This window comes from Flaviramulus basaltis (genome assembly GCF_900114265.1).
Taxonomy (GTDB): domain Bacteria; phylum Bacteroidota; class Bacteroidia; order Flavobacteriales; family Flavobacteriaceae; genus Flaviramulus; species Flaviramulus basaltis.
The window spans coordinates 243,617-258,139 of the sequence record NZ_FPKV01000002.1; the positions used below are offsets into that span (position 1 = coordinate 243,617).

The following is a 14,523-nucleotide window of genomic DNA, read 5'->3' on the forward strand; positions in this document are numbered from 1 at the left end:
TTTTGAAAATTAATCAATTTCTTCGTAATCCACATAATCCCCAACATTTTTATTTGAAGTTTTAGTTTTTGGTATTTTATCGATGGTAACTTCACCTTCCTTTTTAGGTGCTTCTTGTTTTGGTTTTCCTTGAAACCCACCAAATTGCTCACCAAAACGTTGTTCTGCTTTTTTGGCAACAAACTTTATTAAAAAGGGTGCAAATAAGCGGGTTAGAATTTTGATTCCAAAATAAATCAAAGCAATAATAAGTATCATTCTAACAAACCCAGTTGCAGATGCAAATTGTAACATAACTATAATTTTACACAAAAATACAATTCTAATTATTTAAAAAAGCCCCAAGAATGATAAAAAAAGTATAAAATATCTATATTTGAAGAGCTTTTAATAAATAGTTATTAAAGTTACAATTAAACCTAATTATAATGAGCCCACATAAATCTATCTTGTTTTTTTTACTAGTATTTATAACAACACAAGGCTTTTGCCAATATACTGATGTTATAAATTCTAACAGACCAGGAGTTTCTAGAAGTGCCTTCTCTGTTGGAACCAACGTTGCGCAAATTGAAGTTGGACCATATATTGTAAACGAAAAAAGAACACCTGCTCCTGCTTACGAAGTATCCGGATTTGGAATTGACTTTGCAGCACGCTATGGGTTACTCTTTGAGCAATTAGAATTAAATATTGAAGGCGCTTTTCAAAACGATAAAAAAACATTTAATTCAACTTTTGCTAATGAAGATAAACGAGCAAATTTTAAATATGTAACTCTAGGAGCAAAATATTTGGTTTTCGACCCTTATAAAAATGCTGAAGATGAAAAACCAAACCTTTATAGCTGGAAAGCGAACCATCGTTTTAAATGGAAGTCACTAATACCAGCAATATCTGTATATGCAGGAGCAAATTTTGATACTAAAGACAATCCTTATATAGCGCCAGAAATTGAAGGCTTTAGTCCTAAAATTATGATAGCGACTCAAAATAATTTTTCAGGAGGCTGGGTTTTTGTTTTAAATTTAATAAAAGACCGAATTGGAACAGATCAATCTGACTTTCAATACATATTAACATTAACACATTCATTCAATCCTAAATGGGTTATATTTGGCGAAGCCCAAGGTATTCAAAGCGATTTTTATGCCGATAATCTTTTTAGATTTGGAGGCGCTTATCTATTAGGAAAAGATTTTCAGTTAGATACAGCACTAACCTTTAACACTAAAGATACACCATCCGTTTTTAATGTAACCTTAGGAGCATCATACAGGCTTGATTTCCATAAAGACAAGGAAGTTGATAATGGGACTTCTGCTGAAGATGAAGGGAAAAGACGCTCTAATAAAAAAGGTAAGAAAAAGAAAAAAGACGATCAAGATACAGATGATGTTATCAAAAAAGGAAAAAAAGACGATATAGATTTTGGTAATTAAATATTGTGGTTAAAATTTAATATGATTACACTAAAAGAAGTAAAAACTAAAAAAGATTTAAAGGCTTTTGTAAAATTCCCTTTTAAATTATATAAAGATTCAGAATATTGGGTTCCTCCTATTATTAGTCAAGAAATTAAAACATTTAGCAAAAAAGAAAACCCTGTTTTTGATGATGCTGAAGCTAAATTATTTTTAGCCTATAAAAACAATGAAATAGTAGGTAGAATTGCAGCGATAATTAATTGGTTGGAAGTAAAAAGTCAAAATCAAAAAAAAATGCGTTTTGGATGGTTTGATTTTATAGATGATATAGAAGTCTCTCAAACACTTCTAAATGAAGTTGAAAAAATTGGCAAAGAACATAATCTAGATTATACTGAAGGTCCTGTAGGTTTTTCAAATTTAGACAAGGTTGGAGTAATGACAGAAGGTTTTGATTCTATTGCACCAATGATAACTTGGTACAATCACCCTTATTATGTAAAGCATTACGAAGCTGCTAACTATAAGGTTGAAAAATCTTATTCTGAAAGTAAATTCCCTTTTGAAAATGTTAAACCAGAATTCTTTTATAAAGCTCAGGAGCTCATTAAAAGACGTTATCAACTTAGAGCGTTAAAACTTACTAAAACAGAAGAAGTTATGCCTTATGCAGATAAGATGTTTGACTTATTTAATGAAAGTTACGCTTCTTTATCCTCATTCGTTGCTATTAATGATGTTCAAAAAGAATACTTTAAAAAGAAATTTATAAGTTTTGTAAATCCAGAATACATCAAATTTGTTGTTGACAAAGATGATAACATGGTTGGTTTTGCTATTGTTATGCCCGCTTTTGCTAAAGCGTTACAAAAAACTAAAGGTAGATTGTTTCCGTTTGGATTTAAACATATTTTACATGCAAAAAAGCATAGTAAAGATGTTATTTTTTATTTAATTGGTATTCATCCAGATTACCAAAACAAAGGTGTTCATGCCGTTATTTTTAATGAATATTACAATACGTTTAGAGAAAAAGGTATTGAAACATGTTTTAGAACACCAGAACTTGAAGATAATGAAGCCATTCATAAAATATGGAAGCATTTTTTTCCAGTAGTCTATAAGCGCAGAAAAACATTTAGAAAAAACATAGCATAAAAAAAACCGGTTCAAATTGAACCGGTTTTTTTGTTATTTATTTTGAGTATTATTCACCCATTGCAGCCATTACGGCAGCAGATAAGCGTTTGTAAGTTCCATTATCTAAACGCGCTCTAATTGCATCAAAAGCATCTAAGGTTTTTTCAACATCTTGTAGTGTATGTGTTGCTGTAGGAATCATTCTTAATAAAATTAACCCTTTAGGTATTACAGGATAAACGACTATAGAACAGAATATTCCATAATTTTCACGTAGGTCCCTAACTAAAGCCATGGCTTCTGGAATACTTCCTTTTAGATAAACAGGAGTAACACAACTTTGTGTTGTACCAATATCAAATCCGCGAGATTTTAATCCAGATTGTAATGCATCAACAATAGTCCAAAGATTTTGTTTCAACTCTGGCATTGTTTTTAACATTTCTAAACGTTTTAATGCACCAACAACAAGCTGCATTTGTAACGATTTTGCAAACATTTGCGAGCGTAAATTATATTTCAAATAATCAATAATCTCTTGATCTGCAGCAATAAAAGCACCTGTACTAGCCATAGATTTTGCAAATGTTGCAAAATACACATCAATATCATCTTGAACGCCTTGTTCCTCACCTGCTCCTGCTCCAGTTGCTCCTAATGTTCCAAAACCATGAGCATCATCAACTAAAAACCTAAAATTATATTTTTTCTTTAAAGCAACAATTTCTTTTAAACGTCCTTGTTCTCCACGCATTCCAAAAACACCCTCAGAAATCACTAAAATACCTCCTCCTGTTTGTTCTGCCATCTTAGTAGCACGCTCTAAGTTTTTCTCTAAACTTTCAACATCATTATGCTTATAAGTAAATCGTTTGCCCATGTGTAAACGTACACCGTCAATAATACATGCATGTGCATCAACATCATAAACAATAATATCATCTTTTCCAACCAAAGCATCTATAGTAGACAAAATACCTTGATAACCAAAATTTAAAAGATATGCTGCTTCTTTTTTGACAAAAGCGGCTAATTCTTTTTGAAGTTTTTCATGTAAATCTGTATGACCAGACATCATTCTTGCTCCCATTGGGTAAGCAGAACCATATTGTGCAGCAGCTTCGGCATCCACTTTCCTAACTTCTGGATGATTTGCTAATCCTAAATAGTCATTAATACTCCAAGTAATTACATCCTTTCCTTGAAACTTCATACGATTAGAAATTTCCCCTTCTAATTTAGGAAACACAAAATACCCTTCTGCTTGAGAAGCCCATTTTCCTAATGGTCCTTTGTCTTTATAAATCTTTTCAAATAAATCTTTCATCTATTATAAATCTTTTGCTATTAAAATTAAGACATAACTATAACTAGGAGATTGCTTCAATATGGAACATAAACATAAAAATGTTTAAATTTTAAGAAAATCTTTAGTTCTTAGTTAGCAAGTGCAAAATTAAATATTTATATGGTTTGAACATAATTTTTAATGCTCAATTATTTATAAAATAAAAAAAGAGATAACACTTTACTATTAAGGTAAAATATTATCTCTTTATCAATTTATTATATATAACTATTTAATGTATTCAATATTTTGCGCCGCAGCCTCATTAAGACTGTCAAAAAAGCCTTGTTCACTCATCCATTTGTCACTATATACCTTACTCATGTAGCGAGATCCATGATCTGGATAAATAACTACAACGTAATCGTCTTTTTTGAATCTCCCCTTTTCACCTAATTGCAAAATTGCCTGTGTAGCAGCACCAGAAGTGTATCCTACAAACATACCTTCTGTTCTTGCAATTAATCGAGCTGTGTGAGCGCTATCTTCGTCTGTTACTTTGACAAACTCATCTATAACGTCAAAATCTGTAGCTCCTGGTATTAAATTCTTACCTAAACCTTCTATTCTATATGGATAGATTTCCTTTTCATCAAATTCTCTGGTTTCATGATATTTTTTAATTACCGAACCATAAGCATCAACACCAATAACTTTTATGTTTGGATTTTGCTCTTTTAGGTATTTTGCAGTACCTGAAATAGTTCCTCCAGTTCCACTACATGCAACTAAGTGTGTAATTTTACCTTCTGTTTGTTTCCAGATTTCTGGACCAGTTGATTTATAATGTGCATCAATATTCAATTCATTAAAATACTGATTAATATAAACCGAACCTTTCATTTCTTCGTGCAAACGTTTTGCAACTTGATAATAAGACCTAGGATCATCTGCACTAACGTGTGCTGGACAAACATAAACTTTAGCTCCCATTGTCTTCAACATATCAATCTTATCTGCTGAAGATTTAGAACTTACTGCTAAAACACAATCATATCCTTTTATAATACTTACCATAGCAATACTAAAACCTGTATTACCAGAGGTAGTTTCTATAATAGTGTCACCTGGAGAAAGAATACCTTTCTTTTCAGCTTCTTCAATGATGTAAAGTGCAATTCTGTCTTTGGAAGATTGGCCTGGATTAAAAGATTCAACTTTTGCATAAAAGTTACCTTTAAACTTGGAAGCCATTTTATTAAGTTTAATAAGCGGTGTATTGCCCACTAAATCTAATACATTATCAAATACTTGATTTCTGTGTTTCATAAAAGCTATTTATAGACTAAGCATTTTAATGAAGAAAATACCGTCTAAAACCGAACAAAAATAAAACATTTTTTTTTATTAACCATGGATTCCTTCTAAATCTAACAAAAAGACATATTCTAAAGCTACTTCTTTTAAGCTCTCAAAACGCCCTGAAGCCCCGCCATGACCGGAATCCATGTCTGTATGTAATAATAATTTATTAGTATCAGTTTTTAACTCTCTAAGTTTTGCTACCCATTTTGCTGGTTCCCAATATTGAACCTGTGAATCGTGTAAACCTGTGGTTACTAACATATTTGGATAATTTTTCGCTTCTACGTTATCATACGGCGAATATGACTTCATATAATCATAATACTCTACATCGTTAGGATTACCCCATTCATCATACTCTCCTGTTGTAAGCGGAATCGTATCATCAAGCATAGTTGTAACTACATCTACAAAAGGTACAGCTGCTAAAATACCGTTATAAAGTTCTGGATTCATATTAATTATTGCACCCATTAATAAACCACCAGCAGAACCTCCGTAAGCATATAAATGCTTATTTGAAGTGTAATTTTGTTCAATTAAATATTTTGAACAATCAATAAAATCTGTAAACGTGTTGTTTTTAGTTAGTAATTTCCCGTTTTCGTACCAATCTCTACCAAGATATTCGCCTCCTCTAATATGTGAAATTGCATAAATAAAACCTCTATCTAACAAACTTAAACGAATGGTTGAAAACGAAGGGTCTATGGTTGAACCATAAGAACCGTAAGCATATTGAAGTAACGGGTTTGATCCATCTAGCTTAATACCTTTTTTATAAACTAAAGAAATTGGCACTTTCACACCATCTCTGGCGGTTGCCCAAATACGTTTAGACTCGTAATTTTCTTTTTTAAATTGACCACCTAAAACCTCTTGTTCTTTCTTTATATTACTTTCTTTAGTTAAAAAATTATAGTCTATTACAGATGTTGGTGAGGTTAATGAGTTATAACCGTAACGTAAATCGTCACTATCAAAATCTGGATTATTACCTATATAAGTTGTATAAGTTTCGGAGTTAAAGGGTAAATAATAGTCTTCTTTTCCATTCCAACTTATAATTCGGAGTTTGTTAAGCCCATTTTCTCGCTCGTTTACTACTAAATACTCTTTGAATATTTCAATATCTTCAATAAGCACTTCTTTTCTGTGCGGAATTATATCTTTCCAGTTTTTTAACTTAGTAGCTTCTTCATTAACTTTTGAAACCTTAAAGTTTGTAGAATTATCAGCATTTGAAATAACATAAAACGAATCATTATAATGCGCTATGCTATACTCTAAATCTTTTGTTCTTTCCTGAAATATTTTAAAATCACCATCTGGCATATCAGCATTTAAAATACGATACTCTGAAGATAAAGTACTTGAAGAACCAATAACTAAATATTTTTTTGACTTTGTTTTATAAATAAAGGTATTGAACGTTTCGTCTTCCTCATAATAAACCACAGAATCTTCGTTGGTGTCTGTATGCAATTTATGCTTGAAAATTTTATGAGAACGTAATGTTACTTCATCCTTCATAGCATAAAACAACGTTTTTTTATCGTTTGCCCAAGTTGCTCTTCCGGTAGTGTTTAAAATTTTATCGTTTAGAATTTCACCAGTTTCAAGGTTTTTAATTTGAATGGTATATTGTCTTCTACTAACCGTATCGGTTGAAAAGGCGGCAAGTTTATTGTCTGGGCTTATAGAAATTCCTCCTAAATTAAAATAAGAATGTTCTTTAGCCATTTCATTGCAATCAAATAAAATTTCTTCTTCTGCTTCTAAAGATTCTTTTTTTCGAAGATAAATAGGGTAATCCTTTCCTGTTTCGTAGCGAGTAATGTACCAATAACCATTTAACTTATAAGGTACTGTAGTATCATCTTCCTTAATTCTACCTTTCATCTCTTCAAATAAATTCTTTTGAAAAGCCTCGGTATGCTTCATAACTTCATCTGTATACTCATTTTCAGCATTTAAATAATCTATTACTTCTGGGTTTTCTCTATCATTTAACCAATAATAGTTATCAATTCTAATATCATTATGAATTTTTAATTCTTTTGATATTTTTTTAGCTACAGGAATTTGCAATTCTTTTTTCAAAAAAATGGGGTGTTTTTATTCTTTAAATTTAAGGGCTCAAAAATAGAAAAATTAAATAGTTTTGTAATGTAAATTGAAAATTATAAAATTATGTTTGGAGATATGATGAATATGATGGGTAAACTAAAAGAAACCCAAAAGAAAGTTGAAGAAACTAAAAAACGTTTAGATACGGTTTTAATTGACGAGGCAAGTAATGATAACAAACTCAAAATTACTTTAACTGCCAATAGAACTATAAAATCTATTGAAATTGACAACGAATTACTTGAAGACAAAGAACAACTTGAGGATTACTTAATTTTAACACTTAACAAAGCTATTGAAAAAGCAACTAAAGTAAACGAAGCTGAACTTGCTGCAGTAGCAAAAGAAGGTATGCCTAATATTCCAGGAATGGATATGTTTAAGTAAAATAAAGAATATTGTGAGGATAAGTAGAGACTCACAATATTCTTATATTAAAAAACATCTTCTTATAGCGCAAATGTTTTTAGAATGCTTAGTAACTTTTCATGCATATCATTAGTATAATCTAAATGAGTAACTATACGCAGCTTACCACTTCCCATACCTATAATATGAATATTTTTATCAGCTAGCTTTTTAATAAAGTCTTTTTCACTTACATCATTATTAAGTTCAAAAATAATAATGTTTGTTTCAATAGGTTCTACTGTTTTTATTATTGATAGTTTTGTTAGCTCCTTACCTATTTCTTTAGCCCTTTGGTGATCTTCTCTTAGTCTTTCAATATTATTATCTAAAGCATAAAGACCTGCAGCAGCTAAATAGCCAGCTTGTCGCATGTTACCTCCAAATATTTTTCTTATTCTAATGGCGTTTTCCATGATTTTAGAATCGCCTAATAAAACAGATCCAATTGGGCAACCTAAACCTTTACTTAAGCACACAGATATTGTATCAAAAACCTCACCGTATTGTTGTGCTGTTTCATTTTTAGCAACTAAAGCGTTCCAAATACGGGCACCATCTAAATGAAAACCTAAATCATGCTCATCACAAACGGTTTTAATTTTTAAAATTTCATTATAATTCCAACATGTTCCTCCTCGCCTATTTGCTGTGTTTTCAACTTCTACTAAACTTGTTTTACTATAATAATAAGCATCAGGGTTAATAGCTTCAACAACTTGTTTTGCTGTAAACATACCATCTTTACCATCAATTAGCTTACAAGATATACCACTATTAAAAGAGGCTCCACCAGATTCGTAATTATAAATATGCGCATACGTATCACAAATAACTTGATCTCCAGGGTTTGTATGCAATTTTAAAGCCGTTTGATTTGCCATTGTACCACTTGGAAAAAACAAAGCTTGCTCTTTGCCAAACATTTTTGCAAGACGATTTTCTAATTCATTTACTGTTGGGTCTTCTCTAAACACATCATCTCCAACTTTTGCTTGCATCATAGCGCTTAACATGTCTTTTGATGGCTTTGTTACTGTATCACTTCTTAAGTCTATTATCATATATAACTGATTATCATTAATTAAGGGAGCATTTTATTTAACTAAACAAAAATATTTAATAAAATGCGAATAAAACGGTTGTTAAGATATTTAATATAATGACAATTTAGCATAATAATTATTTGTATTTTAACAATATTATAGCCCTATAAATCAATAATTATCATTTACATTGAAGTATTAATTGTGTAATTTGCTAAAAATTAATTATATGAAGTACAACAAATCGAATCCTATTTTTTCTTCATATCAAAATAACACCAATTTATTTGATGAAATTTTTGATAAAAATGAAAATGTTAGGCCCACTTATAAAAAAATTCTTGAACTTTATAGTGATCACTCCATTCAAGATTTTGCAAATCTAAATGAAAAAGCTAAAGCTTCTTTTTTTAATCAAGGCATAACATTTCAAGTTTATAGTGATAAAAAAGCTCAAGAAAAAATATTCCCTTTTGATTTGTTTCCAAGAATAATTGAAGCTAAAGAATGGGAAACCATAGAAAAAGGTGTTATTCAACGCAGTAAAGCGCTTAATCTTTTTTTATGGGATGTCTATCATAAAAAAAACATAATAAAAGAAGGTATTGTACCAATGGATTTAATCAGCACTTCGGGGAACTACCTTAGGCAAATGATTGATTTTAATCCGCCAGGAGGCATTTATAATCATATTTCTGGAACAGACCTAATTAAACATTCTGATGGTAAATATTATGTTTTAGAAGATAATATTCGTTGTCCTTCTGGTGTGAGTTATGTAATTTGTAATAGAAATGCACTTAAACGAGCTTTATTTGGGGTTTTTAACCATTACGAAATTCAAACAGTTACAGATTATTCCGAAAATTTGCTCGAAATGTTAGAATCTGTCAAACCAAAGGGTGTAGATTCTCCAACATGTGTTCTTATTACTCCTGGTGTTTATAACTCTGCATATTACGAACATTGTTATTTAGCTAAAACTAGTGGTATTGAGCTAGTTGAAGGTAGAGATTTGTTTGTTGAAAAAGATTTCGTTTACATGAAAACCATTAACGGTCCTAAACGTGTTGATGTTATTTACAGACGAATTGACGATCTTTTTATTGATCCTATGGAATTTAGAAAAGATTCTGTTTTGGGTGTTCCTGGCTTATTTGCAGCTTATAAAAAAGGTAATGTGACTTTAGCAAATGCTCCGGGTACTGGTGTTGCAGATGACAAAGCTATTTACACTTATATGCCACAAATTATTAAATACTACCTTAATGAAGAACCTATTTTAAATAACGTACATACTTACCACTGTAGCAATCCTGACGATTTAAAGTACATTTTAGAAAACATAGCTAATTTGGTTATAAAGCCGGTTGATGAAGCTGGAGGCTATGGTATCTCTATAGGAAACAGACTTACAAAAGAGGAAATAGAAAAGGTGAAAATGGTAATAAAAGAGAATCCTAGAAAATATATTGCACAACCAATCATGTCACTTTCTGTACATGCAACATATATTGATGAAACAAATTCTTTCGAGCAACGCCATGTAGATCTTCGTACATATACATTATTAGGCCAAGACAAAGAATTTGTATTAAAAGGTGGGCTTACCAGAGTTGCATTGCAAAAAGGAAATTTAATTGTTAATTCATCTCAAGGAGGTGGCTCAAAAGATACTTGGGTATTAAAAAAATAAAATTATATGCTAGCAAGAGTTGCCAATGATCTCTTTTGGATGGGACGTTATATTGAAAGAGCCGAACATACTGCAAGATTCGTAAATGTTAATTATTTTTCTTCATTAGATGCACCAAATAAATTATCACAATCCAGACCATTTGTACTAAATTCAATGTACGCCATGGTAAATGAGCGTGTTGAGGATGAATCTGAACTTATTGAAGAAGATGTTTTATTTAATATCGGATTAAATCCAGATAAAATATATTCCATAATTAGTTGTATAAAAATAGCAAGAGAAAATGCAAATAGTTCAAGAGATTTAATTTCAACAGAATTTTATGAATCCATAAACAAGTTTTATCATTACATAATGAGTTATCCTAAAGACACTTTTGTAAAAAATGGTCTTTATGATTTTACAACTACAGTTTCTGAGCATACAGCAATTTTAAGAGCAAAAATTAGAAGTACACTTTTACACAACGAGGTTTATGCGCTTATTATGCTAGGCATGAATATTGAAAGAGCAACACAAATTACAAGAATAATAAAAACCAAGTTTGATGATGCCGAAAGAGCTATAGGTGGTTATACTAACCCTATAAAAAATAGTTATGAGTGGACAACTCTTTTAAAGTGTGCCGAGTCTTATGATATGATGCGCCGCTTGTACAGAAAAACACCAACACAATTAACAACACTTGAGTTTTTAATTTTAAATCCAGATTGTCCGCGCTCTGTAATGAATAGTATAAACCAAACATATACACATATTAATCAATTAGACTCATTAAAACTACACAGCACAAATTCTTCTGCTTTTTTTATTGGAAAAATGAGATCGGAATACGAATTCAAAACCATTGAGGAAATTCAAGAAAGTGTCAAAAAATTTGTTGAAGACACTTTAAACAATCTTGTTAAGATTAGTTCAAAACTTGAGGAAGAATATTTTAATTATTAATAATAAAGAAAATTAAATTTAACCTATCTTAGCGCGATTAATTTTTTAGCTAATGGCATTTGATTACACTATAAAATACAAGTCTGAAAACAACTATGAAAACCCAGTACATGAAGCGTATTGGCAATTTTTAGTAACCCCAGAAAACAACGATTCTCAAGAACTTTTATCTAGTAATTTTAATACTTCGGTAGATGCTAGAATTGAAAACTCTATAAATGGTTATGATTTTGAAACAGCACGTATTCACTGCAAAAAACCATTTGAAAAAATAAATTTTGAAGCAGAATTTAGGCTTCTAAAAAAGGAAATGAACCCATTTGAATTCACTCCTACTCTAGATAATCATTTAGATTACGATTTAATTGAGAGTCTATTGTTTAAAGTAGAATTTGAATCATTTTTAAAAGAAACAGATCTTACTAAGCTTACAGAAAAGAATAAAGATATTTATCTTTTCAATAAAGATTTATCAATTTTTGAGAACTTAGATGCTCTAAATAAATGGGTTTACATTCAGCTTTATTTTAAAACAGGTGTTACGGATGTAGGCACATTACTTGATGAAATTATTGAAAACAGACATGGTGTTTGTCAAGATTTTTCACATTTGTTTTGTGCTATAGCAAGGCGAAATAAAATACCAACAAGGTATGTGTCTGGTTACTTGCACCAAGGTGAAGGTTTTTTTGGAGATTCACAAATGCATGCTTGGGTAGAAGCTTTTATTCCTAATATTGGATGGATTGGTTTTGACCCAACAAATAATTTCCTTGTAAACCATAATCACATAAAAATTTCTCACGGAAAAGATTATAATGATTGTGCTCCTTTAAAAGGCGTTATTTACTCATCCGGCAAAAACGAAACCAAATATTCTGTTGAAGTTTCATATCAACAATAAAATACAACTAAAGACTTTTCATTTAAAAAAAGTATATTAGTTTTATCTCAAAATTATAAACCATGATTACATCAGATCAAATTAAAGATCTTAATACCCGCCTTGACAAACTTAGGCACTATCTTTGACATAGATGCCAAACTCATAGAAATACAAAACGAAGAAGAACAAACTTTCGACCCTAATTTCTGGAACAATTCCAAACAAGCCGAATTGGTGATGAAATCACTAAGGGAGAAAAAAAGTTGGGTTCAAGATTACAAAACCTCCAAAACTTTTATTGAAGATTTAGAAGTTATCTACGAATTTTTTAAAGAAGATGAAGCTACTGCTGAAGATGTTCAAAACAGATTCGATAAAGCTATAAATCTTATTGAAAAATTAGAGTTTAAGAATATGCTTTCTGAAGAAGGAGACTCGCTAAGTGCTGTATTACAAATAACTGCAGGCGCTGGTGGAACCGAAAGTTGCGATTGGGCAAGTATGCTTATGCGTATGTATTTAATGTACGCAGAAAAAAGTGGTTTTAAAGTAAAAGAACTTAACTTTCAAGAAGGTGATGTTGCTGGTATAAAAACTGTAACTTTAGAAATTGAAGGCGACTTTGCTTTTGGTTGGTTAAAAGGAGAAAACGGCGTACATAGATTAGTAAGAATATCACCTTTTGATAGTAATGCCAAACGCCATACAAGTTTTGCATCGGTTTATGTTTATCCGCTTGTTGATGATACTATTGAAATTGAAATAAATCCTGCCGATATTGAAATAGTCACAGCGCGTTCAAGCGGTGCTGGAGGGCAAAATGTAAATAAAGTTGAAACAAAAGTGCAACTTACACACAAGCCAACAGGTATTCAAATTCAATGCTCAGAAACTCGTTCTCAACATGATAACCGTTCTAGAGCAATGCAAATGCTTAAATCTCAACTATACGAAATTGAACTTCAAAAACAACTTTCTCAACGAGAAGATATTGAAGCTGGAAAAATGAAAATTGAATGGGGAAGTCAAATTCGTAACTACGTAATGCAGCCATACAAACTAGTTAAGGATGTTAGAACAGCTCATGAAACAGGGAATGTTGATGCTGTAATGGATGGAAATATTGATGAGTTCTTAAAAGCCTATTTAATGATGATGGGACAAAAAATTGAAGACGATAATCAATTATGAATAAAATAGACACGGTAATTTTCGATCTTGGTGGTGTTTTAATTGATTGGAATCCCGAATATGTTTTTTTAGATGTTTTTGATGGCAACCGAGAAAAAATGCGTTGGTTTCTTGATAATATTTGCACAAGCGATTGGAACGAAAATCAAGATGCAGGATATCTTATTGAAGATGCAAATAAAGATCTTATTGCTCAATTCCCAGAATACGAAAAAGAAATAAAACTGTTTTATGGCAGATGGGTTGAAATGCTTGGTGGTTCAATTGAAGGAACGGTAAAAATTCTAGAAGCTTTTATTAAAAACAATAATTATAAAGTTGTAGCTCTAACCAATTGGAGCGCAGAAACCTTTCCTATCGCCTTAAAGCGTTTTGAGTTTTTACATTGGTTTGATGGTATTGTAGTTTCGGGAGTAGAAAAAACAAGAAAACCTTTTGATCATATTTATAACATAACTTTAAAACGTTTTAATATTAAGGCTGAAAATTCTATTTTTATTGATGATAATTTAAGAAATATTGAAGCCTCAAATAAATTAGGTATAAACGGTATTCATTTTCAATCACCTGAAAAACTTATAGAGCAATTAAAAACATATAACATTCATTTATAATGATAAAAATATATCATAATAATCGCTGTAGTAAATCGCGTAACGGATTAGAAATTCTTAAAAATTCAGGAAAAGACTTTAAAATTGTTAAGTATCTTGAAGATGTTCCAAGCAAAAAAGAATTGAAAGATATTATTAAACTTTTAGGAATAAAACCCATTGAGCTAGTAAGGAAAAACGAAGCTATTTGGAAATCTGATTTTAAAAATAAAGATTTAACTGATGAACAAATAATTGAGGCCATGATTATTAACCCTAAATTAATAGAACGCCCAATAATTATTAATGGAAACAAAGCGGTTATTGGTAGGCCTTCAGAAAAAATATTAGACATAATTTAAGGTTTTAATTAACTTATATTTAACAAAAATGCATTAAACC

The 14,523-nt window shown here is 30.7% G+C and carries 14 protein-coding genes; 9 read left to right on the top strand and 5 right to left on the bottom strand.

From position 1 onward, the window contains the following. Nucleotides 1-9 precede the first annotated feature (9 nt). Entirely contained in the window at nucleotides 10-294 is a 285-nt protein-coding gene (locus tag BT151_RS07765; protein ID WP_072401235.1) for a DUF4834 family protein, read from the bottom strand. 134 nt (nucleotides 295-428) lie between these two features. Between BT151_RS07765 and BT151_RS07770 the strand changes: the two genes are divergently transcribed. Beyond that, a complete protein-coding gene (locus BT151_RS07770) occupies nucleotides 429-1,442 on the top strand; it encodes a transporter (RefSeq protein ID WP_072401236.1) in 1,014 nt (337 codons plus the stop codon). A gap of 21 nt (nucleotides 1,443-1,463) precedes the next feature. After that, the gene (locus BT151_RS07775) at nucleotides 1,464-2,585 is read left to right on the top strand and encodes a GTP cyclohydrolase (protein WP_072401237.1); all 1,122 of its coding nucleotides are present in this window, start codon (nucleotides 1,464-1,466) and stop codon (nucleotides 2,583-2,585) included. Between the two features lie 49 nt (nucleotides 2,586-2,634). Here BT151_RS07775 and BT151_RS07780 read toward each other — a convergent pair whose 3' ends face one another. The 3 genes from BT151_RS07780 to BT151_RS07790 all read right to left on the bottom strand — a co-directional run bounded on the left by BT151_RS07780 (nucleotide 2,635) and on the right by BT151_RS07790 (nucleotide 7,323). After that, nucleotides 2,635-3,894: a cysteate-C-fatty acyltransferase gene (locus BT151_RS07780; protein ID WP_072401238.1), complete on the bottom strand. Its 1,260-nt coding sequence runs from the start codon at nucleotides 3,892-3,894 to the stop codon at nucleotides 2,635-2,637. A gap of 249 nt (nucleotides 3,895-4,143) precedes the next feature. Then, on the bottom strand, nucleotides 4,144-5,184 hold the full coding sequence (locus BT151_RS07785) for a cysteate synthase (protein WP_072401239.1): 1,041 nt from the start codon (nucleotides 5,182-5,184) through the stop codon (nucleotides 4,144-4,146). A 78-nt stretch (nucleotides 5,185-5,262) separates the two neighbouring features. Beyond that, nucleotides 5,263-7,323 carry a S9 family peptidase gene (locus BT151_RS07790; protein ID WP_072401240.1) on the bottom strand — a complete coding sequence of 687 codons (2,061 nt, stop codon included), beginning with the start codon at nucleotides 7,321-7,323 and terminating at the stop codon, nucleotides 5,263-5,265. Nucleotides 7,324-7,413: 90 nt separating this feature from the next. On the opposite strand from BT151_RS07790, the gene BT151_RS07795 reads away from it, so the two are divergent. After that, on the top strand, nucleotides 7,414-7,737 hold the full coding sequence (locus BT151_RS07795; RefSeq protein ID WP_072401241.1) for a YbaB/EbfC family nucleoid-associated protein: 324 nt from the start codon (nucleotides 7,414-7,416) through the stop codon (nucleotides 7,735-7,737). Between the two features lie 62 nt (nucleotides 7,738-7,799). Here the strand turns inward: BT151_RS07795 and BT151_RS07800 are convergent, their stop codons facing one another. Then, a complete protein-coding gene (locus BT151_RS07800; RefSeq protein ID WP_072401242.1) occupies nucleotides 7,800-8,822 on the bottom strand; it encodes a threonine aldolase family protein in 1,023 nt (340 codons plus the stop codon). Nucleotides 8,823-9,033: 211 nt separating this feature from the next. On the opposite strand from BT151_RS07800, the gene BT151_RS07805 reads away from it, so the two are divergent. The 6 genes from BT151_RS07805 to arsC all read left to right on the top strand — a co-directional run bounded on the left by BT151_RS07805 (nucleotide 9,034) and on the right by arsC (nucleotide 14,483). Further along, the gene (locus BT151_RS07805; protein WP_072401243.1) at nucleotides 9,034-10,500 is read left to right on the top strand and encodes a circularly permuted type 2 ATP-grasp protein; all 1,467 of its coding nucleotides are present in this window, start codon (nucleotides 9,034-9,036) and stop codon (nucleotides 10,498-10,500) included. Nucleotides 10,501-10,506: 6 nt separating this feature from the next. Further along, nucleotides 10,507-11,451, top strand: coding sequence for an alpha-E domain-containing protein (locus tag BT151_RS07810; protein ID WP_072401244.1), 945 nt, complete (start codon nucleotides 10,507-10,509; stop codon nucleotides 11,449-11,451). Nucleotides 11,452-11,503: 52 nt separating this feature from the next. Beyond that, nucleotides 11,504-12,355, top strand: a complete 852-nt coding sequence (locus BT151_RS07815) for a transglutaminase-like domain-containing protein (protein ID WP_072401245.1) — start codon at nucleotides 11,504-11,506, stop codon at nucleotides 12,353-12,355. Nucleotides 12,356-12,417: 62 nt separating this feature from the next. Next, nucleotides 12,418-13,528, top strand: a protein-coding gene (gene prfB / locus BT151_RS07820) for a peptide chain release factor 2 (RefSeq protein ID WP_143144275.1) whose coding sequence is annotated in 2 segments (ribosomal slippage) — nucleotides 12,418-12,480 and nucleotides 12,482-13,528 — 1,110 coding nt in all. Because the reading frame shifts where the segments join, the coding sequence is not laid out codon by codon here. Next, nucleotides 13,525-14,142 (top strand): HAD family hydrolase, encoded by a 618-nt coding sequence (locus tag BT151_RS07825; protein ID WP_072401246.1) that lies wholly within the window; start codon nucleotides 13,525-13,527, stop codon nucleotides 14,140-14,142. Before prfB ends, BT151_RS07825 begins: the two co-directional genes overlap by 4 nt. Continuing rightward, nucleotides 14,142-14,483, top strand: coding sequence for an arsenate reductase (glutaredoxin) (arsC, locus tag BT151_RS07830; protein ID WP_072401247.1), 342 nt, complete (start codon nucleotides 14,142-14,144; stop codon nucleotides 14,481-14,483). The genes BT151_RS07825 and arsC overlap by 1 nt, the downstream gene beginning before the upstream one ends. The last annotated feature ends 40 nt before the right edge of the window (nucleotides 14,484-14,523 follow it).

Excerpts from the sequence above, each read along its gene's own strand:
- BT151_RS07810 (WP_072401244.1), top strand. The coding sequence starts at position 10,507 with ATGCTAGCAAGAGTTGCCAATGATCTCTTTTGGATGGGACGTTATATT.
- BT151_RS07770 (WP_072401236.1), top strand. The coding sequence starts at position 429 with ATGAGCCCACATAAATCTATCTTGTTTTTTTTACTAGTATTTATAACA.
- BT151_RS07785 (WP_072401239.1), bottom strand. The coding sequence starts at position 5,184 with ATGAAACACAGAAATCAAGTATTTGATAATGTATTAGATTTAGTGGGC.
- BT151_RS07780 (WP_072401238.1), bottom strand. The coding sequence starts at position 3,894 with ATGAAAGATTTATTTGAAAAGATTTATAAAGACAAAGGACCATTAGGA.
- arsC (WP_072401247.1), top strand. The coding sequence starts at position 14,142 with ATGATAAAAATATATCATAATAATCGCTGTAGTAAATCGCGTAACGGA.
- BT151_RS07795 (WP_072401241.1), top strand. The coding sequence starts at position 7,414 with ATGTTTGGAGATATGATGAATATGATGGGTAAACTAAAAGAAACCCAA.
- BT151_RS07825 (WP_072401246.1), top strand. The coding sequence starts at position 13,525 with ATGAATAAAATAGACACGGTAATTTTCGATCTTGGTGGTGTTTTAATT.
- BT151_RS07775 (WP_072401237.1), top strand. The coding sequence starts at position 1,464 with ATGATTACACTAAAAGAAGTAAAAACTAAAAAAGATTTAAAGGCTTTT.
- BT151_RS07800 (WP_072401242.1), bottom strand. The coding sequence starts at position 8,822 with ATGATAATAGACTTAAGAAGTGATACAGTAACAAAGCCATCAAAAGAC.
- BT151_RS07805 (WP_072401243.1), top strand. The coding sequence starts at position 9,034 with ATGAAGTACAACAAATCGAATCCTATTTTTTCTTCATATCAAAATAAC.
- BT151_RS07815 (WP_072401245.1), top strand. The coding sequence starts at position 11,504 with ATGGCATTTGATTACACTATAAAATACAAGTCTGAAAACAACTATGAA.
- BT151_RS07765 (WP_072401235.1), bottom strand. The coding sequence starts at position 294 with ATGTTACAATTTGCATCTGCAACTGGGTTTGTTAGAATGATACTTATT.